This is a genomic window from Escherichia sp. E2748 (genome assembly GCF_005781125.1).
Classification (GTDB): domain Bacteria; phylum Pseudomonadota; class Gammaproteobacteria; order Enterobacterales; family Enterobacteriaceae; genus Escherichia.
Genome location: NZ_VATP01000022.1, coordinates 1 through 25697 on the forward strand (window position 1 = coordinate 1; position 25697 = coordinate 25697).

Consider the following 25697-nt stretch of genomic DNA (forward strand, 5'->3'; position numbering starts at 1 on the left):
CCGAAGATGTTTTGGCGGATTGAGAGATTTTTCAGCTTAGATTCAGAGTCCGAAGGATTTTGCGCTGAGACAAGGCGGCAAATGAAGCGAAGGAAGGAGCATACTGAAGTATGTGACTGACTTTCGCGAATGCAGCCGACGCAGTATCAGTGCAAAAGACACAGGACAGAGCACAGGAATTTGCTTGGCGGCCTTAGCGCGGTGGTCCCACCTGACCCCATGCCGAACTCAGAAGTGAAACGCCGTAGCGCCGATGGTAGTGTGGGGTCTCCCCATGCGAGAGTAGGGAACTGCCAGGCATCAAATAAAACGAAAGGCTCAGTCGAAAGACTGGGCCTTTTGTTTTGTCTGTTGTTTGTAGGTGAACGCTCTCCTGAGCAGGACAAATCCGCCGGGAGCGGATTTGAACGTTGCGAAGCAACGGCCCGGAGGGTGGCGGGCAGGACGCCCGCCATAAACTGCCAGGCATCAAATTGAGCGAAAGGAGGCTGATGGCAAACGCAAAAACTGCCTGATGCGCTACGCTTATCAGGCTACGTGGTTTATGCAATGTATTGAATTTGCATGATTTTGTAGACCGGATAAGGCGTTCACGCCGCATCCGGCATGAACAAAGCGCACTTTGTCAGCAATCTGAAGGCCATCCACCAGGATGGCCTTTTTGCGTTGGTGCAGAAAAAAATGCCGGATGCGACGCTGGCGCGTCTTATCCAGCCTACTTTTGCATCCACTCCACCACAAAATCAGCCAGCCCCTCAATATCATTAATATCCAGTAACGCGACATCAAGATTAAGCGGCACATCACTGGCTACAGCAATAACATGTCTGTCTATCACTAATTCTTCTGGTCGATGTCCGGCACCATCGCGAAACAGCACAATCTTCGCGATCTCTTCATGCTTGAACCCTTCAACCAGAATCAGATCCAGCTTTGAGGTATCCATGCGACTTGCAAGAAAATTCAGATCCAACGCTTCTTCGTCTGGCGTCTCCGTTATTAGCGCCCAACGCTGCTGGCTGGCAACGATGGTTTGCGCCGCGCCAGCCTTGCGCAGCTCATAGCTATCTTTGCCCGGTTTATCGACATCCATATCATGATGCGTATGTTTAATCAGCCCCGGGCGGATCCCTCTGGCGCATAATACCGGGATAAGTTTTTTCAACAGCGTCGTTTTTCCGGTGCCGCTCCACGCGGCAAAGGCGAGTAGCGGTATCATTGTTTTTCCTGCCATCGGGCAAGCTCCTCTGGCGTATTCACGTTCACAAATGCTTCTTTACGGTCGCTAAAATCAACCGCGTGACCGCCAGCAAGATTCATAAATGCCATTACCCGGCGTTCTCCTGCTTGCAGATATTCCTGCAACAACGGCTCAATAGCGCGATTTACCAGAGCAATAGTTGGATGATCGCGTTCACCGTCATGGACCCACACAACAGGTGCATCTTTGCGCTGATGATTAAGCCGGGAGACTAAATCCTGGGGAATATAAGGCGTATCGCACGGACAAAACAGAAACCACTCACCTGCTTCCTGCTGCATTACCGAAAGCATTCCCGCCAGCGGGCCAGGATAATCCGCCAGTGAATCCGCTATTACTTTCAGACCACTTGCCTGATAGATTTCCTGATGACGATTGGCATTAACCACGACGTGAGACAGCTGCGTCATAAGCGCGTCAGCGACATGTTGCCATAATGGTTTGCCGTTTAATTCAAGCAATCCTTTATCTACGCCGCCCATTCGTCTGGCTTTACCGCCCGCCAGTATAACGCCTGTTATCGTCGTCATCAGATTCACCGATATCGCCTCTTTTATTGTGGGATTGACCCTGCTAACGTGTCTGTCTCAAGAGTAAGGAGCATTACTATGAAATGTAAACGTCTGAATGAAGTTATTGAACTCCTCCAGCCAGCCTGGCAAAAAGAGCCAGACCTTAACCTGCTGCAATTTTTGCAGAAACTGGCGAAAGAGTCAGGTTTTGACGGCGAACTGGCGGATTTGACGGATGACATTCTGATCTATCACCTGAAAATGCGCGATTCCGCGAAAGATGCGGTGATCCCAGGGCTGCAGAAAGATTATGAAGAAGATTTCAAAACGGCGCTATTACGTGCGCGTGGCGTAATTAAAGAGTAAAAGCTTGTAAGCGCTACCAACAAAATCATTGTGAAATGATATCCTTCATCATTCGTAATGTTTTCCGGATGATGGGATGAACAACAGCGCTTTTACTTTCCAGACACTACACCCGGATACCATCATGGACGCTCTGTTTGAGCAAGGGATCCGGGTGGATTCCGGTCTTACCCCGCTTAACAGCTATGAAAACCGAGTCTATCAATTTCAGGACGAAGATCGTCGGCGTTTTGTCGTCAAATTTTATCGCCCTGAACGTTGGACAGCAGATCAAATCCTCGAAGAGCATCAATTTGCGCTGCAACTGGTAAACGACGAAGTTCCTGTCGCGGCCCCTTTGGCTTTTAACGGCCAGACCTTATTGATTCATCAGGGATTTTATTTTGCCGTTTTCCCAAGCGTCGGTGGTCGTCAGTTCGAAGCCGATAATATTGATCAGATGGAAGCGGTTGGGCGTTATTTAGGGCGCATGCACCAGACGGGGCGCAAACAGCTTTTTATCCATCGCCCGACCATCGGTCTGAATGAATACCTCATTGAACCACGCAAGCTGTTTGAAAATGCTACGCTGATACCTTCTGGGCTGAAAGCGGCCTTCCTTAAGGCAACGGATGAGCTTATTACCGCCGTTACAGGACACTGGCGGGAGGACTTCACCGTTCTGCGATTACATGGTGACTGCCATGCCGGAAATATTCTCTGGCGCGATGGCCCAATGTTTGTCGATCTGGATGATGCGCGTAATGGCCCTGCAATTCAGGACCTGTGGATGTTGCTGAATGGCGATAAAGCTGAGCAGCGGATGCAGTTAGAAACTATTATTGAAGCTTATGAAGAATTTAGCGAGTTCGACACCGCTGAAATCGGACTGATTGAACCTTTACGCGCCATGCGTTTGGTTTATTATCTTGCCTGGCTAATACGGCGTTGGGCTGATCCCGCGTTCCCGAAAAATTTCCCGTGGTTAACCGGGGAAGATTACTGGCTGCGACAGACGGCGACTTTTATAGAACAGGCAAAAGTTCTACAAGAACCCCCTTTGCAATTAACACCTATGTATTAATCGGAGAGAGTAGATCATGAAAAAGATTTGGCTGGCGCTGGCTGGTTTGGTTTTAGCGTTTAGCGCATCGGCGGCGCAGTATGAAGATGGTAAACAATACACCACGCTGGAAAAGCCGGTTGCTGGCGCGCCGCAAGTGCTGGAGTTTTTCTCTTTCTTCTGCCCACACTGCTATCAGTTTGAAGAAGTTCTGCATATTTCTGAGAATGTGAAGAAAAAACTGCCGGAAGGTGTGAAGATGACTAAATACCACGTCAACTTCATGGGCGGGGAGCTGGGGCAATCTCTGACACAAGCGTGGGCTGTGGCGATGGCGCTGGGCGTAGAAGATAAAGTGACTGTACCACTGTTTGAAGGCGTACAGAAAACACAGACCATTCGCTCTACGGCCGACATTCGTGATGTCTTCATCAACGCAGGTATTAAAGGCGAAGAGTATGATGCAGCATGGAACAGCTTTGTTGTTAAATCTCTGGTCGCACAGCAAGAAAAAGCGGCTGCAGATGTACAATTGCGTGGCGTTCCAGCGATGTTTGTTAACGGTAAATATCAGCTGAATCCGCAGGGTATGGATACCAGCAATATGGATGTTTTTGTTCAGCAGTATGCCGATACAGTAAAATATCTGTCTGAGAAAAAATAATTTATTGTAATTTACATAAGGCCCGTGAATATTCACGGGCTTTTTTGTTGTTTAATCAATATAAATACTTTCTGATAATTCACCTCGTTTCTGGACATTTTAATATCAAGCGCGGATATTAAAAGTTTTGCTGTTTTATCAGGGAATAATAGAAATGATACGTAAGTCAGCCACAGGTGTTATTGTTGCATTAGCCATTATCTGGGGCGGTGGAACATGGTATGAAGGGACTCAAATCCAGTCTGGCGTCGAAAAATTTATTAAAGATTTTAACGACAGTAAAAAGAAGGGAGAGCATGCCTATGATATGACCGCCAGCTATAAAAACTTTGATAAAGGTTTTTTTAGCTCTCATTTTCAAATGCTTATTACCTTTGATAAAGGTGCGCCAGATCTCAATATCAAGCCAGGACAAGGTATTGCATTTGATGTGGATGTCGATCATGGCCCCTTGCCCCTATCAATGTTAAAAAGTGGCAATATCTTACCTGCTATGGCGGCAGCAAAAGTTAAATTAGTCAATAATGAACTGACACAACCGCTATTTATTGCCGCAAAAGATAGAGCGCCCGTCGAAGCAACATTGCGATTCGCCTTTGGCGGTTCTTTCTCTACAACTCTGGACGTTGCCCCAGCAGCGTATGGAAAACTCTCCTTTGGTGAAGGTCTGTTTACTTTTAATGGTGATGACAGTTCATTGTCTAATCTCGATGTTGAAGGCAAAGTCGAAGATATTGTTCTGGAATTATCGCCAATGAATAAAGTCACGGCGAAAAGTTTTACCATTAATTCTCTGACGCGATTAGAAGAAAAGAAATTTCCGGTTGGTGAAAGCGAGTCGAAATTTAATCAGATTAACATTGTCAATCACGGTAACGAAGTTGCCAAACTCGACGCTTTCGTCGCGAAAACCACACTAGAGCGCCTAAAAGATAAAGATTATATCAATGTCAATCTGACCTACGAACTTGATAAGTTAACAAAAGGGAATCAACAACTCGGTAGCGGTCAGTGGTCATTGATTGCTGAATCTATTGATCCCTTAGCAGTTCGCCAGTTTATCATCCAGTACAACATTGCGACGCAGAAGCAACTTGCAGCACACCCTGAGTTAGCAAATGATGAAGATGCACTGGAAGCAATGAATACTGCATTGTTCAAAGAGTATTTACCGTTATTACAAAAAAGTGAGCCGATCATTAAACTACCTGTAAGCTGGAAGAACGCTGTCGGTGAACTAAATGCTAATCTGGATATTAGTATTGTCGATCCAGCCAAATCTTCATCATCCACAAACAAAGATATTAAATCGTTCAATCTGGATATGAATGTACCGATTAATGTCGTCACTGAAATAGCTAAACAGCTTAATTTATCTGAAGGAATGGATGCTGAAAAAGCTCAAAAGCTGGCTGATAAACAAATCGGCGGAATGGCAACATTAGGTAAGATGTTTCAGTTAATCACAGTTGACAACAATATTGCCTCGCTGCAACTGCATTATTTGCCAGGTAAAGTTGTTTTTAACGGTCAGGAGATGAGCGAAGAAGAATTTATGTCTCGTGCCGGACGTTTAGTGCATTAAAATGATAACTCGCCTCTGCTAATACGGAGGCGAGTTATAACTACTTATCCTGATGCCGTGATGACATCAGTGAAGTCAGAAGTCGGTCTTTTTCCTGCCACAGTGTGTTCAGCCACTGCTGAAAATGACGTTTGAAGCTTTTGTCATTGATATAGTCGCCATGCAACTCTTCAGCAATGGGTTGTAAATCCACATGCACGACAATCCGCGTCAGTTTGCCACTTAACATATCGAAGAATGGCTGGCGGTTATTGTCCGGATAACACAGCGTAACATTGAGTAGTTTATCGAATTGTTTACCCAGTACATTCAGTGCCATCGCGATACCGGCGGCTTTGGGAGGCAGGAGATTTTTAAATGTCGAGTGGGTTTGCTGGTGTTTCTGTTCAGTAAAACGGGAGCCTTCAACAAAATTCACAATCGTGGTGGGATGCAGGCGAAACTTTTCGCAAGACCGACGAGTGGTTTCAACATCTTTACCGCGCCGTTCCGGATGACGTATCAAATAAGCGCGGGAATAGCGCTTCATAAACGGCATATCCAGCGCCCAGCACGCCAGGCCCAGGAAAGGCACCCAGGCCAGTTGCTGCTTGAGAAAATATTTGTTCATTGGAATATGCTTACGAAACAACACGCATAGTACAACAATATCAGCCCAACTGCGGTGGTTACAAATAAGCAGATACCAGTTCTTCTTACTTAGCCCTTCCAGTCCGCGAACTTCCCATTGCAGGTGTGGGTTAAGGTGCAGTAATAGCGCTAATCCTTCACACCAGCAATACATCATAAAATCACAAAAAAGCGATACCTTTCGCCAAATCACTGGCACTGGTAACAATAGTTTTACGATCCCGGCAATGATGATCGGGACAGAACAAAAAATGGTGACCAAAATGGTCAATACGATACTCACCAAAAGTGTTATCGCAGCGAGTATTCTCGTCATAATTAAATTATTCAAAAGGTTAGCCATAGACAGTGCGCTAAAGAAGCGCAAGGCGCAGATTTTAGCAGAAAACGGCCCAAATAACGGATGATCCTTAAATAGAAAAATAATTCATATCTATCCACATTAGAAAAAATCCCTATTACTCAATCACCAGCAATGCTTTTATTTTTAACTTTATGAAAAACAACAACAAACCTAATGCTGTAACAAGCATGATAATAAATTAAAAGTGATGTAAATAATTTATACACAAAGTTATCCACATGACGATTTGCGAGCGATCCACAAGATCTACAAAAGATTTTCACGAAAAGCGGTGAAAAACTCATGTTTTCATCCTGTCTGTGGCATCCTTTACCCATAATCTGATAAACAGGCACGGACATTATGGTTCAGATCCCCCAAAACCCACTTATCCTTGTAGATGGTTCATCTTATCTTTATCGCGCATATCACGCGTTTCCGCCGCTGACTAACAGCGCAGGCGAGCCAACCGGTGCGATGTACGGTGTCCTCAACATGCTGCGTAGTCTGATCATGCAATACCAACCGACGCATGCAGCGGTGGTCTTTGACGCCAAGGGAAAAACCTTTCGTGATGAACTGTTTGAACATTACAAATCACATCGCCCGCCAATGCCGGACGATTTGCGCGCGCAGATCGAACCCCTGCACACAATGGTAAAAGCGATGGGGCTACCTCTGCTGGCCGTTTCTGGCGTAGAAGCAGACGACGTTATCGGTACTCTGGCGCGCGAAGCCGAAAAAGCTGGGCGTCCGGTATTGATCAGCACCGGTGATAAAGATATGGCGCAGCTGGTGACGCCAAATATTACGCTTATCAATACCATGACGAATACCATCCTCGGCCCGGAAGAGGTGGTGAATAAGTACGGCGTACCGCCAGAACTGATCATCGACTTCCTCGCGCTGATGGGCGACTCCTCTGATAACATTCCTGGCGTACCGGGCGTCGGCGAAAAAACCGCGCAGGCACTGCTACAAGGTCTTGGAGGCCTGGATACGCTGTATGCCGAGCCGGAAAAAATTGCTGGATTGAGCTTCCGCGGCGCGAAAACAATGGCGGCGAAGCTTGAGCAAAATAAAGAGGTGGCCTATCTCTCTTACCAGCTGGCGACGATTAAAACCGACGTTGAACTGGAACTGACCTGCGAACAACTGGAAGTACAACAACCGGCGGCTGAAGAGTTGTTGGGGCTGTTCAAAAAGTATGAGTTCAAGCGTTGGACTGCTGATGTCGAAGCGGGCAAATGGTTACAGGCCAAAGGGGCAAAACCAGCCGCGAAGCCGCAGGAAACCATTGTTGTCGACGAAACACCCGAAGTGACTGCAACAGCGATTTCTTACGATAACTACGTCACTATTCTGGACGAAGAAACTCTAAAAGCATGGATTACGAAGCTGGAAAAAGCGCCTGTATTTGCGTTTGATACCGAAACCGACAGCCTCGATAACATCTCCGCCAACCTGGTAGGGCTTTCTTTTGCTATCGAACCTGGCGTAGCGGCCTATATTCCGGTTGCTCATGATTATCTTGATGCGCCCGATCAGATCTCCCGCGAGCGCGCACTCGAGCTGCTAAAACCGCTGCTGGAAGATGAAAAGGCGCTGAAGGTCGGGCAAAACCTGAAATACGATCGCGGTATTCTGGCGAATTACGGCATTGAGCTGCGGGGGATTGCGTTTGATACTATGCTCGAGTCCTACATTCTCAACAGCGTTGCCGGTCGCCACGATATGGACAGCCTCGCGGAACGTTGGTTGAAGCACAAAACCATCACTTTTGAAGAGATTGCTGGTAAAGGCAAAAATCAACTGACCTTTAACCAGATTGCCCTGGAAGAGGCTGGACGTTACGCCGCTGAAGATGCAGATGTCACCTTGCAGCTGCATCTGAAAATGTGGCCGGATCTGCAAAAACACAAAGGGCCACTGAACGTCTTTGAAAACATCGAAATGCCGCTGGTGCCGGTGCTTTCACGCATCGAACGCAACGGTGTGAAGATCGACCCGAAAGTGCTGCACAATCATTCTGAAGAGCTCACCTTGCGTCTGGCTGAGCTGGAAAAGAAAGCGCATGAAATTGCAGGTGAAGAATTTAACCTTTCTTCCACCAAGCAACTGCAAACTATTCTTTTTGAAAAACAGGGTATTAAGCCGCTGAAGAAAACGCCGGGTGGTGCGCCTTCAACGTCAGAAGAGGTACTGGAAGAGCTGGCGCTGGACTACCCGCTGCCAAAAGTGATTCTGGAGTACCGTGGCCTGGCGAAGCTGAAATCGACCTACACCGACAAGCTGCCGCTGATGATCAACCCGAAAACCGGGCGCGTGCATACTTCCTATCACCAGGCAGTAACTGCGACGGGGCGTTTATCCTCAACCGATCCTAACCTACAAAACATTCCGGTGCGTAACGAAGAAGGCCGCCGTATCCGCCAGGCGTTTATTGCGCCGCAGGATTATGTGATTGTCTCGGCGGACTACTCGCAGATTGAACTGCGCATCATGGCGCATCTTTCACGAGACAAAGGCTTGCTGACCGCATTTGCAGAAGGAAAAGATATCCACCGGGCAACGGCGGCAGAAGTGTTTGGTTTGCCACTGGAAACCGTCACCAGCGAACAACGCCGTAGCGCGAAAGCGATTAACTTTGGTCTGATTTATGGCATGAGTGCTTTCGGTCTGGCACGGCAATTGAACATTCCACGTAAAGAAGCACAGAAGTACATGGACCTTTACTTCGAACGCTACCCAGGCGTACTGGAGTATATGGAACGCACTCGCGCGCAGGCGAAAGAGCAGGGATACGTTGAAACCCTGGACGGACGTCGCCTCTATCTGCCGGATATCAAATCCAGCAACGGTGCGCGTCGTGCCGCGGCTGAACGTGCAGCCATTAACGCACCAATGCAGGGAACCGCTGCGGATATCATCAAACGGGCGATGATTGCCGTTGATGCCTGGCTACAGGAAGAGCAACCACGCGTGCGTATGATCATGCAGGTACACGATGAACTGGTGTTTGAAGTTCATAAAGATGATGTCGATGCGGTAGCGAAGAAGATCCATCAGTTGATGGAAAACTGTACTCGCCTGGATGTGCCGTTGCTGGTGGAAGTGGGTAGTGGCGAAAACTGGGATCAGGCGCACTAAGATTTGCCTTAACAAGCCTTTTTTTCGTAACTAAGCAACATAACCAGCCACGATTTGTGATGGGTATTAGAAATTCCTATGCAACAACTGAAAAAAAATTACAAAAAGTGCTTTCTGAACTGAACAAAAAAGAGTAAAGTTAGTCGCGTAGGGTACAGAGGTAAGATGTTCTATCTTTCAGACCTTTTACTTCACGTAATCGGATTTGGCTGAATTTTTTAGCCGCCCCAGTCAGTAATGACTGGGGCGTTTTTTATTGTGCGAAAGAAAAGACCCGTATTGCCGGATACATTGTGCTTAACAGGCCTACGGTAGAAAATAGCTCATTGAATTTGCATGATTTTATGTGCCAGATACGCGATATCCGGCACATGCATAAGGGCTAGAAAATTATTCGCCGTCCTGCGTTTCTTCTACAGGCTGCATCTCGCTGAACCAGGTATCCAGTTTCTGGCGAAGCTTATCCACGCCTTGCTTCTTCAGAGAAGAGAATGTCTCTACCTGCACATCACCGTTAAACGCCAGCACTGCTTCACGCACCATATTCAATTGCGCTTTACGTGCACCGCTCGCCAGTTTGTCCGCTTTGGTCAGCAACACCAGTACGGCGATATTGCTGTCCACCGCCCACTCAATCATCTGCTGGTCGAGATCTTTCAGCGGATGGCGAATATCCATCAGCACGACCAGGCCTTGTAGACTCTGACGTTTTTCGAGGTACTCACCGAGCGCGCGCTGCCATTTGCGCTTCATCTCTTCAGGAACTTCCGCGTAGCCATAGCCAGGCAAGTCGACCAGACGTTTGCCCTCAGCCACTTCAAACAGGTTGATAAGCTGGGTACGTCCTGGTGTTTTCGAGGTACGCGCCAGGCTTTTCTGGTTAGTCAGCGTGTTCAGCGCGCTGGATTTACCTGCGTTGGAACGGCCTGCAAAAGCCACTTCGATCCCGGTATCGGAAGGTAAGTGGCGAATATCAGGCGCACTCATCACAAAATGCGTCTGTTGATAATTCAAATTAGTCAAAGCGGTCGTCTCCGTCAGTCAAAGCTTTGTGGCGATTATACCTGAACCACAATAAAAGACGGATTTTTCGGCGTGAACGGTGTAAGTAAATACCATGTACTTTGTGAGACATTGCCGATTGTTTTTATGCGAAATCGAAGAGAAATTTCTGCGACACATGTCAAATAGGCTAAATAAATCATGTGATTAGTTTTATACAATAATCTGAAAATGAGTAAATACTGATGATAGTTTATTGTTTGTTTAACACAGAAGCGTAAAGTAGCACCCATAGAGCGAGGACGCTAACAGGAACAATGACTCAGGATGAGGGTCAGGAGCGCCAGGAGGCGAAGACAGAGGATTGTCAGGAAGACAAACGTCCGGAGACGTCACTAAAGGGAAATGGAATCAACACGGAATGTTCCGGCTAATGGAAAAACAGGGTGTGTTGGCGGCCTGCAAGGATTGTAAGACCCGTTAAGGGTTGTGAGTCAGGAAAAAAGGCGACAGAGTAATCTGTCGCCTTTTTTCTTTGCTTGCTTTCTGTTAGATTCCGCCGCAAATCTATACTAAATAAAACGGCTAAAAGACGAATTGATATGAAACCATCATCTTCAAACTCACGCAGCAAAGGTCATGCAAAAGCGCGTCGTAAAACCCGCGAAGAGCTGAATCAGGAAGCTCGTGATCGCAAGCGCCAGAAAAAACGCCGTGGTCATGCACCAGGCAGCCGCGCAGCGGGCGGTAGCGCTACTTCGGGTAGCAAGGGCCAGAATGCACCGAAAGATCCACGTATTGGCAGTAAAACCCCTATTCCATTGGGCGTGACTGAAAAAGTCACCAAACAGCACAAACCGAAGAGTGAGAAACCTATGCTTTCACCGCAGGCGGAGTTGGAGTTACTGGAGACAGATGAGCGTCTGGATGCGCTGCTGGAACGTCTGGAAGCAGGCGAAACCCTGAGTGCCGAAGAGCAATCCTGGGTAGATGCCAAGCTGGATCGTATTGATGAGCTGATGCAGAAACTTGGCCTCTCTTATGACGACGACGAAGAAGAGGAAGAAGACGAGAAGCAAGAAGACATGATGCGTCTGCTGCGGGGCAACTAACGGATTGCCTGCGTGGGCCTTCCCGTTCTGCTGATAACCCTTCCGGTTATATGTTATCTGGTGTGGTTATTCGTTAAACTACAGCGGTTGTCGCGGCGACAAAAGTGGCTGCGCAACCGGCTGATGACCCGAAACGGGCATCCGCCGGTACGCCGTAGCCGCCAGAGACGCCATCGGAAGGAGTGAGCATGTCTGTACAGCAAATCGACTGGGACCTGGCCCTGATCCAGAAATATAACTATTCCGGGCCACGATACACCTCGTACCCGACCGCGCTGGAGTTTTCAGAAGACTTCGGCGAACAGGCGTTTTTACAAGCCGTGGCGCGCTACCCTGAGCGTCCCTTATCTCTCTACGTACATATTCCGTTCTGCCATAAACTTTGCTACTTCTGCGGTTGCAACAAGATTGTGACTCGTCAGCAGCACAAGGCCGACCAGTATCTGGACGTGCTTGAGCAAGAAATCGTCCATCGTGCACCGCTTTTTGCCGGGCGCAAGGTGAGCCAGCTGCACTGGGGCGGTGGAACGCCAACATACCTGAATAAAGCGCAAATCAGCCGCCTGATGAAGCTGTTGCGCGAAAACTTCCAGTTCAATGCCGATGCGGAAATCTCGATCGAAGTCGATCCGCGCGAAATCGAACTGGATGTACTGGAGCATTTACGCGCGGAAGGCTTTAACCGCCTGAGCATGGGCGTGCAGGACTTCAACAAAGAAGTACAGCGTCTGGTTAACCGCGAGCAGGATGAAGAGTTCATCTTTGCGCTGCTTAACCATGCGCGTGAGATTGGCTTTACCTCCACCAACATTGACCTGATTTACGGCCTGCCGAAACAGACGCCGGAGAGTTTCGCCTTTACCCTGAAACGCGTGGCGGAACTGAACCCTGACCGTCTGAGCGTCTTTAACTACGCGCATCTGCCAACTATTTTTGCCGCCCAGCGCAAAATCAAAGATGCTGACTTGCCGAGTCCGCAACAAAAACTCGATATTCTGCAGGAAACCATCGCCTTCCTGACACAATCGGGCTATCAGTTTATCGGTATGGATCACTTTGCCCGCCCGGATGACGAGCTGGCGGTGGCCCAACGTGAAGGCGTGCTGCATCGTAACTTCCAGGGCTACACCACCCAGGGCGATACCGATCTGCTTGGGATGGGCGTTTCCGCCATCAGCATGATTGGTGACTGCTACGCGCAGAACCAGAAAGAGTTGAAGCAGTACTATCAGCAAGTGGATGAACAAGGCAATGCGCTGTGGCGTGGTATTGCGCTAACGCGCGATGACTGTATTCGCCGCGATGTGATTAAGTCGCTCATCTGCAACTTCCGTCTGGATTACGCCCCCATTGAGCAACAGTGGGATTTGCACTTCGCTGATTACTTTGCGGAAGATCTCAAGCTGCTCGCCCCATTAGCAGAAGACGGGCTGGTGGATGTGGATGAGAAGGGAATTCAGGTGACGGCGAAAGGTCGCTTGCTGATCCGCAACATTTGCATGTGCTTTGATACTTATCTGCGCCAGAAAGCGCGAATGCAGCAGTTCTCACGGGTGATTTAAATAGTGAATGGCGCTTCGTTTACTACGGTGATAAACGAAAGCGCCATCAATACACTGAGAACAAGGTTGCCTGATGCGCTACGCTTATCAGGCCTGCAAAACCTGTTGAAATTATTGCTTTTGTAGGCCGGATAAGGCGTTCACGCCGCATCCGGCATGAACAAAGAGCACTTCATCAGCAATCTGAAACTCAGCTAAACAGCCCAATCATCGCGGCACACAGCACGGCAGCAACGGCAGTTTGCGGCGTGTGGCTGTTAACTGCGCCACTTGATAGCAGATTAATTATTGATTCCAGCATAATGACACTCCCCCCGTTTTTCGGGCATGATCATACTGAACTTACCGGAACAGTAAAGCGCAAAATAACAGCAATTTGCGCTCAATAATCAATCTTTACATGGCGAGCCTGAATCACTCCATTCCAAGCTCTTTTAACTTACGCGTCAGGGTGTTACGCCCCCAGCCAAGTAAGCGCGCTGCTTCCTGTTTATGTCCCTGCGTATGTCGCAACGCGGTAGTCAGTAATGTCCGCTCCAACTCTGGTTGCGCTTCAGACAGCAAGTTTTGATGACCGGAACGTAGCGCCCGATCTGCCCACTGTGCTAACAGCGTTGCCCAACTGTCCGGCTGCATTTGTGAAGTGCTTTCCGGTACGGTTGATTCAAACAGTTCGCCAGGCAAATCCTGAATCAGCACTTCCTGTCCGGCAGCCATTACCGTTAGCCAGCGGCAGGTGTTTTCCAGCTGGCGCACGTTGCCTGGCCACGCCAGACGCGTCAGAGCGGCTTCAGTTTCCGGATGCAGCAACTTTGCTTCTACGCCCAGCTCGCGAGCGGCAACTTGTAAAAAATGGCGTGCCAGACGGGGAATATCTTCTCGACGCTCACGCAGCGGCGGCAGATGAACACGGATAACGTTCAGGCGGTGGAACAAATCCTCACGGAACTTGCCTTCCTGCACCCGCTGTTCGAGATTCTGGTGGGTCGCAGCGATAATCCGCACATCCACTTTCACCGGCGCATAGCCGCCAACGCGATAAAACTGACCGTCTGCCAGCACGCGCAGCAAACGCGTCTGCACATCCAGCGGCATATCGCCAATTTCATCGAGGAATAATGTGCCGCCATCGGCCTGTTCAAAACGCCCCTGACGAATGGTATTCGCACCGGTAAACGCGCCTTTTTCGTGACCGAACAGTTCTGATTCGATCAAATCCTTCGGGATAGCCGCCATATTGAGCGCGATAAACGGCGCTTTGGCGCGCGGGCTGTGGCGATGCAGGGCATGAGCGACCAGTTCTTTACCGGTGCCGGATTCGCCATTAATCAGCACGCTAATCGAAGAACGCGAAAGCCGACCGATAATCCGGAACACGTCCTGCATGGCTGGCGCTTCGCCGATGATATCGGTCGTTGGGCCGTTAAGCTGAACATTACGCGGCTGCTGCTGTTCCTGGTAATGGCTGATGGCGCGCTCGACCAGCGCCACGGCTTCATCGATATCAAACGGTTTAGGCAGATAATCAAACGCCCCTTGTTGATAGGCGCTGACGGCAGCATCCAGATCGGAATGTGCGGTCATAATGATGACCGGAAGCATCGGATGGCGCTGTTTAATCTGCTTGAGCAGCGCCAGCCCGTCCATTCCCGGCATACGGATATCCGACAGCAGCACATCCGGCGTTTTGCTCGCCAGTGCTTCCAGCACCTCCGCGCCGTTCTCAAACGTCGTACAGGTTAAACCTGCCCCAGCGAGCGCACGTTCAAGCACCCAACGGATGGAACTATCGTCATCGACTACCCAGACTATCCCTCGTTGCATAAACGTCACCTTTATTTCCTGATAGGCAGGTAAACCGAGAACTCGGTATGGCCTGGCCAACTGGTAAATTCAATTTTGCCTGAATGCTGATCAATCAAATTACGGGCGATGGATAAGCCAAGCCCGGTGCCACCTTCGCGGCCGCTGACCATCGGGTAAAACAGCGTATCCTGCAAATGAGGCGGAATGCCCGGCCCGTTATCTTCCACATCAATTCGCGCCGCCAGCCGATAGCGCTCGCCGTGTAAGGTCAGTTGAAACGCGGTGCGGGTACGCAGAATGATTTCACCCCCCTCCGGCCCCAGCGCCTGTAGCGCATTGCGCACAATATTCAGCAGCACTTGCTCAATTTGATCCGGGTCGTGCGCCAGTTCCGGCAGGCTGGGGTCGTAATCACGAATCAACCGCACGTTGTCCGGCAGTTCCATCGACACCAGCGTCACCACGCGTTCAGCCACTTTGTGAATACTTTCGGTGACGCGTGTGCCAGGCAGCTGCGGCCCCAACAGACGGTCGACCAGATTTCGTAGCCGGTCCGCCTGTTCGATAATCACTTTGGTATATTCCAGCAGTGACGGGTCAGGTAATGCTTTGCTGAGCAGCTGCGCCGCGCCACGTAAACCGCCAAGCGGATTTTTAATCTCATGCGCCAGGCCACGTACTAAATCACGGGCAGCAACCTGCTGGGCGTGTTGTAGCTGTTCCTGACTTAAGCGGCGCTGGTTATCCATCGGTGCCATCTCCAGCAGGATCATGCCGTCTGGCATGCGCTGAGCCGTCACAGAAAGGATATGCGAGCGACCGTCGATGACCAGCGTCACTTCGTTATCGGTAAAACCTTGTCCCGCCTCCAGACTTTCTTGCATCAGCTCGATATTTAATGAGAAGTAGCTCAACAGTTCCGGTAATGGCGTACCAAACAATTTGCGGGAGCTTTGGGCGAGCAGTTGTTGCGCGGCGGGGTTGGCGTAATGGATCGCCAGATTGTCATCAATTAACAAAATACTGTTAATCAGCGAGTTGAGGATCTGCCCAGCATCGGGCTGCGTGCCTGTTGCCATAAAGCAGTCTCCTGAACAGGTTGCACCATTTTAGTGCATTATAGCTTTTTACGGATAAAAAGCGCGAAGCATCACAGAAGTTACGGAGAAAAAAGCCCATGCAGAGATGGGCTACAGATAGCTGACAAACTTCACGTTGAAGAGCGACTTCACCTGCTCCGGCCTACCACATCATCACCGTGTAGGCCGGATAAGACGCATTTGCGTCGCATCCGGCGTGATGTGCTTGCCATCGATCCCAAGCCTGCCAGAGACAGGCGAAAAGTTTCCACGGCAACTAAAACACTTAGACGCTGTAGTACAGCTCAAACTCTACCGGATGCGGAGTCATACGCACGCGGTCATCTTCTTCGCGACGCAGAGCGATGTACGCATCGATCGCTTCATCAGTGAACACACCACCGGCTTTTAGGAACTCGCGGTCCAGATCCAGTTCGTTCAGTGCTTCTTCCAGAGAGCCTGCAACCTGTGGGATCTCTTTCGCTTCTTCTGGCGGCAGGTCATACAGGTTTTTGTCCATGGCTTCGCCCGGATGGATCTTGTTTTTGATGCCATCAAGACCGGCCATCAGCAGGGCAGCAAAGCACAGGTACGGGTTAGCCGCCGGGTCCGGGAAACGGACTTCGATACGACGTGCTTTCGGAGAAGAAACCACCGGAATACGGATAGACGCAGAACGGTTACGCGCAGAGTAAGCCAGCATGACCGGTGCTTCGTAGCCCGGGACCAGACGCTTATAAGAGTTGGTGGTCGGGTTTGCCAGGGCGTTAATCGCTTTAGCGTGTTTGATTACGCCGCCAATGTAGTACAGCGCCTGTTCAGACAGACCTGCGTATTTGTCGCCCGCGAACAGGTTAACGCCGTTTTTAGACAGCGACATGTGGCAGTGCATACCGGAGCCGTTATCACCGAACATCGGTTTTGGCATAAAGGTCGCGGTTTTACCGAAGCGGTGCGCCACGTTGTGCACGACATATTTGTAGATCTGAATTTCGTCGGCTTTTTTGGTCATGGTATTGAAGCGGGTAGCCACTTCGTTCTGACCTGCAGTCGCTACTTCGTGGTGATGGGCTTCAACCACCAGACCCATCTGTTCCATCACCAGACACATTTCAGAACGAATATCCTGAGCCGAGTCTACCGGTGGAACCGGGAAGTAACCGCCTTTCACTGCCGGACGGTGACCTTTGTTACCACCTTCGTATTGGGTGGAGGAGTTCCATGCGCCTTCGATATCGTCGATAGCAACGTGAGAACCGGAGATAGATGATCCGAAACGGATGTCATCGAACAGGAAGAATTCAGGTTCTGGCCCGAACAGTACGGTGTCGGCAATGCCAGTAGAACGCAGGTAATCTTCAGCGCGCTTCGCGATGGAGCGCGGGTCACGGTCATAGCCTTGCAGGGTGCCAGGTTCAAGGATGTCGCAACGGATAATCAGGGTAGAGTCGGCGAAGAACGGGTCAATCACTGCGGTGGATGCGTCTGGCATCAGCACCATGTCGGATTCGTTAATGCCTTTCCAGCCGCCAATCGAGGAGCCGTCAAACATTTTGCCTTCTTCGAAGAATTCAGCATTCACCTGATGAGCAGGGATAGTGACGTGCTGTTCTTTACCTTTGGTATCGGTGAAGCGCAAATCAACAAACTTCACTTCGTGCTCGTTCAGCATCGTCAGTACGTGTTCAGCGGACATACTTTAACTCTCCTGGATTGGTCATTGTCGTCGTGGTAACGAAATCTGCAATTATTTTGGCCGTGTCGCCGTAAAAAAGATAAAGCGAAATCTGTGCCAACTTTTAAATTGCCCCTAAAAGGCGTTATCATGCTTAACATCGTGCAAAAGGGCTGCACCATGATGTGAATGTTGCACCAATATAGTGCTTCAATGGAAACATTAAGCACCATGTTGGTGCAATGACCTTTGGATAACCCTTTTTATGCTCCGTGAAAGCGATCACAAAGGGACTCTGCAATACTTGTTTGCGGAGGATGTTTGTGATCCTGTTTTGTAGTGCGATTAATCCGTGTACAATAACGCGCTATTTCTAATGCCTGAGGCAAAGTTGTGATCGAAAAATTGCGTAATATCGCCATCATCGCGCACGTCGACCATGGTAAAACCACCCTGGTAGACAAGCTGCTCCAACAATCCGGTACGTTCGACTCTCGTGCCGAAACCCAAGAGCGCGTGATGGACTCCAACGATTTGGAGAAAGAGCGTGGGATTACCATCCTCGCGAAAAACACCGCTATCAAATGGAATGATTACCGTATCAATATCGTTGATACCCCGGGGCACGCCGACTTCGGTGGTGAAGTTGAACGTGTAATGTCCATGGTAGACTCAGTGCTGCTGGTGGTTGACGCATTTGACGGCCCGATGCCGCAAACGCGCTTCGTAACCAAAAAAGCGTTTGCTTACGGCCTGAAGCCGATTGTTGTTATCAACAAAGTTGACCGCCCTGGCGCGCGTCCTGACTGGGTTGTGGATCAGGTATTCGACCTGTTCGTTAACCTCGACGCGACCGACGAGCAGCTGGACTTCCCGATCGTTTACGCTTCTGCGCTGAACGGTATCGCGGGTCTGGACCACGAAGATATGGCGGAAGACATGACCCCGCTGTATCAGGCGATTATTGACCACGTTCCTGCACCGGACGTAGACCTTGACGGTCCGTTCCAGATGCAGATTTCTCAGCTCGATTACAACAGCTATGTTGGCGTTATCGGCATTGGCCGCATCAAGCGCGGTAAAGTGAAGCCGAACCAGCAGGTCACTATCATCGATAGCGAAGGCAAAACCCGCAACGCGAAAGTCGGTAAAGTGCTGGGCCACCTCGGTCTGGAACGTATCGAAACCGATCTGGCGGAAGCTGGCGATATCGTGGCGATCACGGGCCTTGGCGAACTGAACATTTCTGACACCGTTTGCGACACGCAAAACGTTGAAGCGCTGCCGGCACTCTCCGTTGATGAGCCGACCGTTTCTATGTTCTTCTGCGTTAACACCTCGCCGTTCTGCGGTAAAGAAGGTAAGTTCGTAACGTCTCGTCAGATCCTGGACCGTCTGAACAAAGAACTGGTACACAACGTTGCGCTGCGCGTAGAAGAAACCGAAGACGCCGATGCGTTCCGCGTTTCTGGTCGTGGCGAACTGCACCTGTCTGTTCTGATCGAAAACATGCGTCGTGAAGGTTTCGAACTGGCGGTATCCCGTCCGAAAGTTATCTTCCGTGAAATCGACGGTCGTAAACAAGAGCCGTATGAAAACGTGACTCTGGACGTTGAAGAACAGCATCAGGGTTCTGTAATGCAGGCGCTGGGCGAACGTAAAGGCGACCTGAAAAACATGAATCCAGACGGTAAAGGCCGCGTACGTCTCGACTACGTGATCCCAAGCCGTGGTCTGATCGGCTTCCGTTCTGAGTTCATGACCATGACTTCCGGTACAGGTCTGCTGTACTCCACCTTCAGCCACTACGACGACGTTCGTCCGGGTGAAGTAGGTCAGCGTCAGAACGGCGTACTGATCTCTAACGGTCAGGGTAAAGCGGTTGCGTTCGCGCTGTTCGGTCTGCAGGATCGCGGTAAGCTGTTCCTCGGTCACGGTGCAGAAGTTTACGAAGGTCAGATTATCGGTATTCACAGCCGCTCTAACGACCTGACTGTAAACTGCCTGACCGGTAAGAAACTGACCAACATGCGTGCTTCCGGTACTGACGAAGCCGTTGTTCTGGTTCCGCCTATCCGCATGACTCTGGAGCAAGCTCTGGAGTTCATCGATGATGACGAACTGGTAGAAGTGACTCCGACCTCTATCCGTATTCGTAAACGTCACCTGACGGAAAACGATCGTCGTCGCGCCAACCGCGCACCGAAAGACGATTAATTTCGCTTTTCAGTCATAAAAAACCTGCCAGCGATGGCAGGTTTTTTTTTGCCTGTCGTGAGCGCTCACCAATGCGAGTATCTCCCTTATAAGTCTGTGGTTACGTCAATAGAGAGCTTTGTCACAATTATCTGCAAAGTCATACGCCGTTAATTGCTTTCTTTTTTGGCGTAAGCGTAAGATGCCTCATCTGGTTTAAACCAAAAGGATTAAACAATGACGGGAAATCAATCCACCGTAGAAAATGCAAAAGAGAAACTGGATCGGTGGTTGAAAGATGGCATCACCACGCCGGGTGGAAAACTCCCTTCAGAAAGAGAGCTGGGAGAGCTACTGGGCATTAAACGTATGACGCTGCGCCAGGCGTTGCTGAACCTCGAGGCAGAATCCAAAATCTTCCGTAAGGATCGTAAAGGTTGGTTCGTGACTCAGCCGCGATTTAATTACAGCCCGGAGCTGTCGGCGAGCTTTCAGCGGGCCGCAATTGAGCAAGGGCGGGAACCTTCCTGGGGGTTTACCGAGAAAAGCCGTACCAGCGACATTCCCCAGACGCTTGCGCCACTGATTGCAGTGACGCCATCAACCGAACTCTATCGTATTACCGGCTGGGGGGCGCTGGAAGGACATAAAGTTTTCTATCACGAAACATATATTAATCCTGAAGTTGCCCCAGGTTTTATTGAACAACTTGAAAACCACTCATTTTCTGCAGTCTGGGAAAAGTGCTACCAAAAAGAGACGGTAGTAAAAAAATTGATTTTCAAACCCGTCAGAATGCCGGGCGATATCAGCAAGTATCTTGGCGGTTCTGCGGGTATGCCTGCGATCTTAATTGAAAAGCATCGCGCCGACCAGCAAGGCAATATTGTCCAGATAGATATTGAATATTGGCGATTTGAGGCCGTAGACCTCATCATTAATCTGTAGGTGTTTTATGGTGACAACAAATAACGCAAGAAAGATTCTACAACGTGTCGATACTCTTCCTCTTTATTTACATGCCTATGCCTTTCATTTAAATATGCGGCTGGAAAGAGTATTGCCTGCTGATTTACTTGATATCGCGAGTGAAAATAATCTGCGGGGCGTCAAAATTCATGTTCTGGATGGCGAGCGTTTTTCTCTTGGCAATATGGACGATAAAGAACTCTCTGCCTTTGGTGATAAAGCCCGCCGTCTGAACCTTGATATTCATATTGAAACTAGCGCCTCAGATAAGGCATCTATTGACGAAGCCGTCGCCATCGCGTTGAAAACCGGGGCATCGTCCGTACGTTTTTATCCACGTTATGAAGGTAATTTGCGCGACGTATTATCTATCATCGCTAACGATATTGCCTATGTACGGGAAACGTATCAGGACAGCGGCCTGACTTTTACGATCGAGCAGCATGAAGATTTAAAAAGCCATGAGCTGGTGTCGCTGGTCAAAGAAAGTGAGATGGAATCTCTTTCCTTACTGTTTGATTTTGCGAACATGATCAATGCAAATGAGCATCCCATGGACGCTTTAAAAACGATGGCGCCGCATATTACCCAGGTGCATATCAAAGATGCATTGATTGTTAAAGAACAGGGTGGTCTGGGCCATAAAGCCTGTATTTCAGGTCAGGGAGATATGCCATTCAAAGCGTTATTAACGCACCTTATCTGCCTGGGCGATGATGAGCCGCAGGTGACGGCATATGGCCTGGAAGAAGAGGTTGATTATTATGCTCCGGCGTTCCGCTTTGAAGACGAAGATGATAATCCGTGGATCCCTTATCGCCAGATGAGTGAAACACCGTTGCCAGAAAAACATTTACTGGATGCGCGGTTACGTAAAGAAAAAGATGATGCAATTAATCAGATAAATCATGTGCGTAACGTACTACAACAAATCAAACAAGAGGCAAGCCATCTTCTGAACCACTAATAAGTTTTAACTCATACGCAGTTAATAAAACCATTCCATAAGAATGGTCGATATCTTATTGCCTTTAAAACAGTGATTTTAAAAATCGCTTAGGGGATGTTATGCTCACGAAAAAGAAATGGGCGTTATTTAGTCTATTAACACTGTGTGGCGGTACAATTTATAAATTACCGTCGCTGAAAGATGCGTTTTATATCCCGATGCAGGAATATTTCCATTTGACTAATGGTCAAATTGGTAATGCTATGTCGGTAAACTCATTTGTCACCACAGTGGGCTTTTTTCTGTCTATTTATTTTGCCGATAAACTACCGCGCAGATACACCATGTCATTCTCCCTCATTGCGACGGGATTACTGGGTGTTTATTTGACGACAATGCCAGGTTATTGGGGCATCCTCTTTGTCTGGGCGCTATTTGGCGTTACCTGCGACATGATGAACTGGCCGGTCTTGCTCAAGTCGGTAAGTCGACTGGGCAATAGCGAACAACAAGGTCGTTTGTTTGGCTTCTTCGAAACAGGGCGTGGCATTGTTGATACCGTGGTGGCATTTTCTGCGTTGGCAGTATTTACCTGGTTTGGTAGTGGCTTGTTGGGCTTTAAAGCGGGTATCTGGTTCTATTCCCTTATTGTGATTGCCGTGGGCATTATCATTTTCTTTGTACTGAATGACAAAGAAGAGGCACCGTCCGTGGAGGTGAAAAAAGAAGACGAAGCATCGCAAAACACCAGTATGACCTCGGTGCTGAGAGACAAAACCATTTGGCTTATCGCTTTCAACGTTTTCTTCGTTTACGCGGTTTACTGTGGCCTGACATTCTTCATTCCATTCCTGAAAAACATCTATCTGCTACCCGTTGCGCTGGTGGGGGCTTACGGCATCATTAACCAATACTGTCTGAAAATGATCGGTGGACCGATTGGTGGCATGATTTCAGATAAGATCCTGAAATCACCGAGTAAATATCTATGCTACACCTTTATCATCAGTACCGCTGCGCTCGTACTGTTGATTATGCTGCCGCACGAAAGCATGCCGGTCTATTTAGGGATGGCATGTACGCTGGGCTTTGGTGCGATAGTCTTTACTCAGCGCGCCGTATTTTTTGCACCTATTGGCGAAGCAAAAATTGCTGAAAATAAAACAGGCGCGGCGATGGCGTTGGGTAGCTTTATCGGTTACGCCCCGGCGATGTTCTGCTTCAGTCTGTATGGCTACATTCTGGATTTAAATCCGGGGATTATTGGCTACAAAATCGTGTTTGGCATTATGGCCTGCTTCGCATTCTGTGGTGCGGTGGTTTCCGTAATGCTGGTTAAGCGAATTAGTCAACGTAAGAAAGAGATGCTGACGGCTGAAGCTTGATTAATGGCCGGATGTGCTTAATCCGGCCATTGAAAACAATACCAGCCTTATCAACCGTAGCCCGTATCCAGCAAAACAAAATTTTTTGCACCAGACTGATTGAGCTGGCCCTTGGGACGACTGTTTTGTCTTTTATGACGGGGTGAAGGTTAAGTTACGGTGGCTTGGTTAACTCGCGATGACCATGACCTCTTCTGCAAACAGTCTGGTGGTATTTGATAAACAGCCTGATGCCACCTGTGTTAATCCACTTACCCAGGCAACTAACGCCGGAATTAGCGGCACCAGATAAGCCACTGCTCATTGAAACCCATTGGCAATTTATGCCTGAATCTTAACCATCATCTATTGCGAAAAAGCCAGTGAAATTACTCTGCTTTTTCGCAATCAGCGTCACAAGATTACCCTTATTGCTGCATAGCCAAACTCATCCTTTCCCGCTACAGTTAATTTCTTGTGGCGAGAAAGGAGGCAAAAATGCTCTATATCTTTGATTTAGGTAATGTGATTGTCGATATCGACTTTAACCGTGTGCTGGGAACCTGGAGCGATTTAACGCGTATTCCGCTGGCATCGCTTAAGAAGAGTTTTCATATGGGGGAGGCGTTTCATCAGCATGAGCGCGGGGAAATTAGCGACGAAGCGTTCGCAGAGGCGATGTGCCATGAGATGGCTCTACCGCTAAGCTACGAGCAGTTCTCCCACGGCTGGCAGGCGGTGTTTGTCGCGCTGCGCCCGGAAGTGATCGCCATCATGCATAAACTGCGTGAGCAGGGGCATCGCGTGGTGGTGCTTTCCAATACCAACCGCCTGCATACCACCTTCTGGCCGGAGGAATACCCGGAAATCCGTGATGCTGCTGACCATATCTATCTTTCGCAAGATCTGGGCATGCGCAAACCTGAAGCACGAATTTACCAGCATGTTTTACAGGTGGAAGGTTTTTCACCCAGCGATACAGTCTTTTTCGACGATAACGCCGATAATATAGAAGGAGCAAATCAGCTAGGCATTACCAGTATTCTGGTGAAAGATAAAACCACCATCCCGGACTATTTCGCGAAGGTGTTATGCTAAAAACCATCCATGAAAAAGCCAGGTATCGTACCCGTCCGCTATGGGCCTGGCTGAAACTACTCTGGCAACGCATTAATGAGGACAACATGACCACCCTGGCAGGTAATCTTGCCTATGTGTCGTTGCTCTCATTAGTGCCGCTGGTTGCCGTTGTTTTTGCGCTTTTCGCCGCTTTTCCCATGTTTTCCGACGTCAGCATTCAGTTGCGTCACTTTATTTTTGCCAACTTTCTGCCTGCCACTGGCGACGTTATCCAGCAATATATTGAACAGTTTGTTGCCAATTCCAACAAGATGACCGCCGTCGGGGCATGTGGCCTGATCGTCACGGCGTTATTGTTGATGTATTCCATTGATAGCGCATTGAATGCCATCTGGCGAAGTAAACGGGTACGGCCAAAAATTTACTCTTTTGCTGTGTACTGGATGATCCTGACGTTAGGGCCGCTGCTGGCAGGGGCCAGTCTGGCGATCAGTTCCTATCTGCTCTCCCTGCGCTGGGCGAGCGATCTCAATACTGTCATCGACAATGTGCTGCGTATTTTTCCGCTGCTGTTGTCGTGGATCTCCTTTTGGTTGCTTTACAGCATCGTTCCCACCATCCGCGTACCCAACCGCGACGCGATTGTCGGCGCGTTTGTTGCTGCGCTCCTGTTCGAAGCAGGAAAGAAAGGTTTCGCGCTTTATATCACCATGTTCCCGTCATATCAGCTCATTTACGGCGTGCTGGCGGTGATACCCATTCTCTTTGTCTGGGTCTACTGGACATGGTGTATCGTCTTGCTTGGCGCGGAAATTACTGTCACTCTCGGGGAATACCGCAAACTAAAACAAGCAGCTGAACAAGAAGAAGACGACGAACCATGATTGCATTAATTCAACGCGTAACCCGTGCCAGCGTCACCGTGGAGGGAGAAGTGACGGGCGAAATTGGCGCGGGACTTTTGGTGTTATTGGGTGTCGAAAAGGATGACGACGAACAGAAAGCAAACCGTCTGTGCGAGCGTGTGCTCGGCTATCGTATCTTCAGCGATGCCGAAGGCAAGATGAATCTCAACGTGCAACAGGCGGGCGGCAGTGTGCTGGTAGTTTCCCAGTTTACCCTTGCCGCAGATACCGAACGAGGGATGCGCCCAAGCTTCTCCAAAGGCGCATCACCGGATCGCGCAGAGGCGTTATATGACTATTTCGTCGAACGCTGCCGTCAGCAGGAGATGAACACGCAAACAGGACGCTTCGCTGCGGATATGCAGGTATCGCTGGTCAATGATGGTCCCGTGACATTCTGGTTGCAGGTATGAGCCAGCTTCCAGGGGTGTCACGGGAAACAAGA

22 protein-coding genes, 1 rRNA gene and 2 pseudogenes are annotated in these 25697 nt (G+C 49.3%); 17 read left to right on the forward strand and 8 right to left on the reverse strand.

From position 1 onward, the window contains the following. Positions 1–183: 183 nt before the first annotated feature. A 5S ribosomal RNA gene (gene rrf, locus FEK42_RS17455) occupies positions 184–299 on the forward strand. A 416-nt stretch (positions 300–715) separates the two neighbouring features. On the opposite strand, the gene mobB is transcribed toward rrf, so the two are convergent. Next, a complete protein-coding gene (mobB, locus tag FEK42_RS17470) occupies positions 716–1234 on the reverse strand; it encodes a molybdopterin-guanine dinucleotide biosynthesis protein MobB (RefSeq protein WP_130209950.1) in 519 nt (172 codons plus the stop codon). Continuing rightward, positions 1216–1800, reverse strand: coding sequence for a molybdenum cofactor guanylyltransferase MobA (mobA, locus tag FEK42_RS17475; RefSeq protein ID WP_130209952.1), 585 nt, complete (start codon positions 1798–1800; stop codon positions 1216–1218). Before mobA ends, mobB begins: the two co-directional genes overlap by 19 nt. A 69-nt stretch (positions 1801–1869) precedes the next feature. Between mobA and FEK42_RS17480 the strand changes: the two genes are divergently transcribed. The 4 genes from FEK42_RS17480 (at position 1870) to FEK42_RS17495 (ending at position 5430) form a co-directional block, all read left to right on the forward strand. Then, on the forward strand, positions 1870–2139 hold the full coding sequence (locus FEK42_RS17480; protein ID WP_001295263.1) for a YihD family protein: 270 nt from the start codon (positions 1870–1872) through the stop codon (positions 2137–2139). Between the two features lie 76 nt (positions 2140–2215). After that, entirely contained in the window at positions 2216–3202 is a 987-nt protein-coding gene (gene srkA, locus FEK42_RS17485) for a stress response kinase SrkA (protein WP_138211902.1), read from the forward strand. 16 nt (positions 3203–3218) lie between these two features. After that, positions 3219–3845, forward strand: coding sequence for a thiol:disulfide interchange protein DsbA (gene dsbA, locus FEK42_RS17490; protein ID WP_064527999.1), 627 nt, complete (start codon positions 3219–3221; stop codon positions 3843–3845). A gap of 154 nt (positions 3846–3999) precedes the next feature. Beyond that, the gene (locus FEK42_RS17495; RefSeq protein WP_135493135.1) at positions 4000–5430 is read left to right on the forward strand and encodes a DUF945 family protein; all 1431 of its coding nucleotides are present in this window, start codon (positions 4000–4002) and stop codon (positions 5428–5430) included. Positions 5431–5470: 40 nt separating this feature from the next. Here FEK42_RS17495 and FEK42_RS17500 read toward each other — a convergent pair whose 3' ends face one another. After that, positions 5471–6403, reverse strand: coding sequence for an acyltransferase (locus FEK42_RS17500; protein ID WP_130223070.1), 933 nt, complete (start codon positions 6401–6403; stop codon positions 5471–5473). A gap of 363 nt (positions 6404–6766) precedes the next feature. Here FEK42_RS17500 and polA point away from each other — a divergent pair, with 363 nt between their 5' ends. Further along, positions 6767–9553 (forward strand): DNA polymerase I, encoded by a 2787-nt coding sequence (gene polA, locus FEK42_RS17510; protein ID WP_130209966.1) that lies wholly within the window; start codon positions 6767–6769, stop codon positions 9551–9553. Positions 9554–9943: 390 nt separating this feature from the next. Here polA and yihA read toward each other — a convergent pair whose 3' ends face one another. Further along, entirely contained in the window at positions 9944–10576 is a 633-nt protein-coding gene (gene yihA, locus FEK42_RS17515) for a ribosome biogenesis GTP-binding protein YihA/YsxC (protein WP_130209968.1), read from the reverse strand. Positions 10577–10872: 296 nt separating this feature from the next. On the opposite strand from yihA, the pseudogene FEK42_RS17520 reads away from it, so the two are divergent. From FEK42_RS17520 to hemN, 3 genes and pseudogenes are all read left to right on the forward strand, one after another. Then, a pseudogene (locus FEK42_RS17520) lies at positions 10873–11039 on the forward strand (hypothetical protein). A 118-nt stretch (positions 11040–11157) separates the two neighbouring features. After that, a complete protein-coding gene (gene yihI, locus FEK42_RS17530; RefSeq protein ID WP_130209972.1) occupies positions 11158–11667 on the forward strand; it encodes a Der GTPase-activating protein YihI in 510 nt (169 codons plus the stop codon). A 188-nt stretch (positions 11668–11855) separates the two neighbouring features. After that, entirely contained in the window at positions 11856–13229 is a 1374-nt protein-coding gene (gene hemN, locus FEK42_RS17535; RefSeq protein ID WP_135493134.1) for an oxygen-independent coproporphyrinogen III oxidase, read from the forward strand. A gap of 190 nt (positions 13230–13419) precedes the next feature. Here the strand turns inward: hemN and FEK42_RS17540 are convergent, their stop codons facing one another. The 4 genes from FEK42_RS17540 to glnA all read right to left on the reverse strand — a co-directional run bounded on the left by FEK42_RS17540 (position 13420) and on the right by glnA (position 17810). Next, positions 13420–13530 carry a YshB family small membrane protein gene (locus FEK42_RS17540; RefSeq protein ID WP_064527982.1) on the reverse strand — a complete coding sequence of 37 codons (111 nt, stop codon included), beginning with the start codon at positions 13528–13530 and terminating at the stop codon, positions 13420–13422. A 113-nt stretch (positions 13531–13643) separates the two neighbouring features. Beyond that, positions 13644–15053, reverse strand: coding sequence for a nitrogen regulation protein NR(I) (glnG, locus tag FEK42_RS17545; RefSeq protein WP_088563506.1), 1410 nt, complete (start codon positions 15051–15053; stop codon positions 13644–13646). A gap of 11 nt (positions 15054–15064) precedes the next feature. Continuing rightward, positions 15065–16114, reverse strand: a complete 1050-nt coding sequence (gene glnL / locus FEK42_RS17550; protein ID WP_000190577.1) for a nitrogen regulation protein NR(II) — start codon at positions 16112–16114, stop codon at positions 15065–15067. Positions 16115–16400: 286 nt separating this feature from the next. Further along, positions 16401–17810 (reverse strand): glutamate--ammonia ligase, encoded by a 1410-nt coding sequence (gene glnA / locus FEK42_RS17560; protein WP_001271717.1) that lies wholly within the window; start codon positions 17808–17810, stop codon positions 16401–16403. Between the two features lie 372 nt (positions 17811–18182). Between glnA and typA the strand changes: the two genes are divergently transcribed. The 8 genes and pseudogenes from typA (at position 18183) to dtd (ending at position 25665) form a co-directional block, all read left to right on the forward strand. Next, on the forward strand, positions 18183–20006 hold the full coding sequence (typA, locus tag FEK42_RS17565; RefSeq protein ID WP_001514692.1) for a ribosome-dependent GTPase TypA: 1824 nt from the start codon (positions 18183–18185) through the stop codon (positions 20004–20006). 216 nt (positions 20007–20222) lie between these two features. After that, on the forward strand, positions 20223–20933 hold the full coding sequence (locus FEK42_RS17570; protein ID WP_000147433.1) for a GntR family transcriptional regulator: 711 nt from the start codon (positions 20223–20225) through the stop codon (positions 20931–20933). Positions 20934–20940: 7 nt separating this feature from the next. Next, complete coding sequence (locus FEK42_RS17575) at positions 20941–21921, forward strand: TIM barrel protein (protein ID WP_135493133.1); 981 nt, start codon at positions 20941–20943, stop codon at positions 21919–21921. A gap of 101 nt (positions 21922–22022) precedes the next feature. Continuing rightward, the gene (locus FEK42_RS17580; RefSeq protein ID WP_138211903.1) at positions 22023–23288 is read left to right on the forward strand and encodes an MFS transporter; all 1266 of its coding nucleotides are present in this window, start codon (positions 22023–22025) and stop codon (positions 23286–23288) included. 103 nt (positions 23289–23391) lie between these two features. After that, a pseudogene (locus FEK42_RS17585) lies at positions 23392–23626 on the forward strand (aldose 1-epimerase); the annotation flags it as partial. Positions 23627–23765: 139 nt separating this feature from the next. Next, entirely contained in the window at positions 23766–24365 is a 600-nt protein-coding gene (gene yihX, locus FEK42_RS17590; RefSeq protein WP_130209984.1) for a glucose-1-phosphatase, read from the forward strand. After that, positions 24359–25231: a virulence factor BrkB family protein gene (locus FEK42_RS17595; RefSeq protein ID WP_130209986.1), complete on the forward strand. Its 873-nt coding sequence runs from the start codon at positions 24359–24361 to the stop codon at positions 25229–25231. The genes yihX and FEK42_RS17595 overlap by 7 nt, the downstream gene beginning before the upstream one ends. Next, a complete protein-coding gene (gene dtd, locus FEK42_RS17600) occupies positions 25228–25665 on the forward strand; it encodes a D-aminoacyl-tRNA deacylase (protein ID WP_000560983.1) in 438 nt (145 codons plus the stop codon). Before FEK42_RS17595 ends, dtd begins: the two co-directional genes overlap by 4 nt. Positions 25666–25697: the final 32 nt, after the last annotated feature.

Bases quoted from the DNA above. Each gene is read 5' to 3' on its own strand.
- mobB (WP_130209950.1), bottom strand. From the start codon at position 1,234: ATGGCAGGAAAAACAATGATACCGCTACTCGCCTTTGCCGCGTGGAGC.
- FEK42_RS17480 (WP_001295263.1), top strand. From the start codon at position 1,870: ATGAAATGTAAACGTCTGAATGAAGTTATTGAACTCCTCCAGCCAGCC.
- srkA (WP_138211902.1), top strand. From the start codon at position 2,216: ATGAACAACAGCGCTTTTACTTTCCAGACACTACACCCGGATACCATC.
- dsbA (WP_064527999.1), top strand. From the start codon at position 3,219: ATGAAAAAGATTTGGCTGGCGCTGGCTGGTTTGGTTTTAGCGTTTAGC.
- FEK42_RS17495 (WP_135493135.1), top strand. From the start codon at position 4,000: ATGATACGTAAGTCAGCCACAGGTGTTATTGTTGCATTAGCCATTATC.
- FEK42_RS17500 (WP_130223070.1), bottom strand. From the start codon at position 6,403: ATGGCTAACCTTTTGAATAATTTAATTATGACGAGAATACTCGCTGCG.
- polA (WP_130209966.1), top strand. From the start codon at position 6,767: ATGGTTCAGATCCCCCAAAACCCACTTATCCTTGTAGATGGTTCATCT.
- yihI (WP_130209972.1), top strand. From the start codon at position 11,158: ATGAAACCATCATCTTCAAACTCACGCAGCAAAGGTCATGCAAAAGCG.
- hemN (WP_135493134.1), top strand. From the start codon at position 11,856: ATGTCTGTACAGCAAATCGACTGGGACCTGGCCCTGATCCAGAAATAT.
- FEK42_RS17540 (WP_064527982.1), bottom strand. From the start codon at position 13,530: ATGCTGGAATCAATAATTAATCTGCTATCAAGTGGCGCAGTTAACAGC.
- glnG (WP_088563506.1), bottom strand. From the start codon at position 15,053: ATGCAACGAGGGATAGTCTGGGTAGTCGATGACGATAGTTCCATCCGT.
- glnL (WP_000190577.1), bottom strand. From the start codon at position 16,114: ATGGCAACAGGCACGCAGCCCGATGCTGGGCAGATCCTCAACTCGCTG.
- glnA (WP_001271717.1), bottom strand. From the start codon at position 17,810: ATGTCCGCTGAACACGTACTGACGATGCTGAACGAGCACGAAGTGAAG.
- FEK42_RS17570 (WP_000147433.1), top strand. From the start codon at position 20,223: ATGACGGGAAATCAATCCACCGTAGAAAATGCAAAAGAGAAACTGGAT.
- FEK42_RS17575 (WP_135493133.1), top strand. From the start codon at position 20,941: ATGGTGACAACAAATAACGCAAGAAAGATTCTACAACGTGTCGATACT.
- FEK42_RS17580 (WP_138211903.1), top strand. From the start codon at position 22,023: ATGCTCACGAAAAAGAAATGGGCGTTATTTAGTCTATTAACACTGTGT.
- yihX (WP_130209984.1), top strand. From the start codon at position 23,766: ATGCTCTATATCTTTGATTTAGGTAATGTGATTGTCGATATCGACTTT.
- FEK42_RS17595 (WP_130209986.1), top strand. From the start codon at position 24,359: ATGCTAAAAACCATCCATGAAAAAGCCAGGTATCGTACCCGTCCGCTA.
- dtd (WP_000560983.1), top strand. From the start codon at position 25,228: ATGATTGCATTAATTCAACGCGTAACCCGTGCCAGCGTCACCGTGGAG.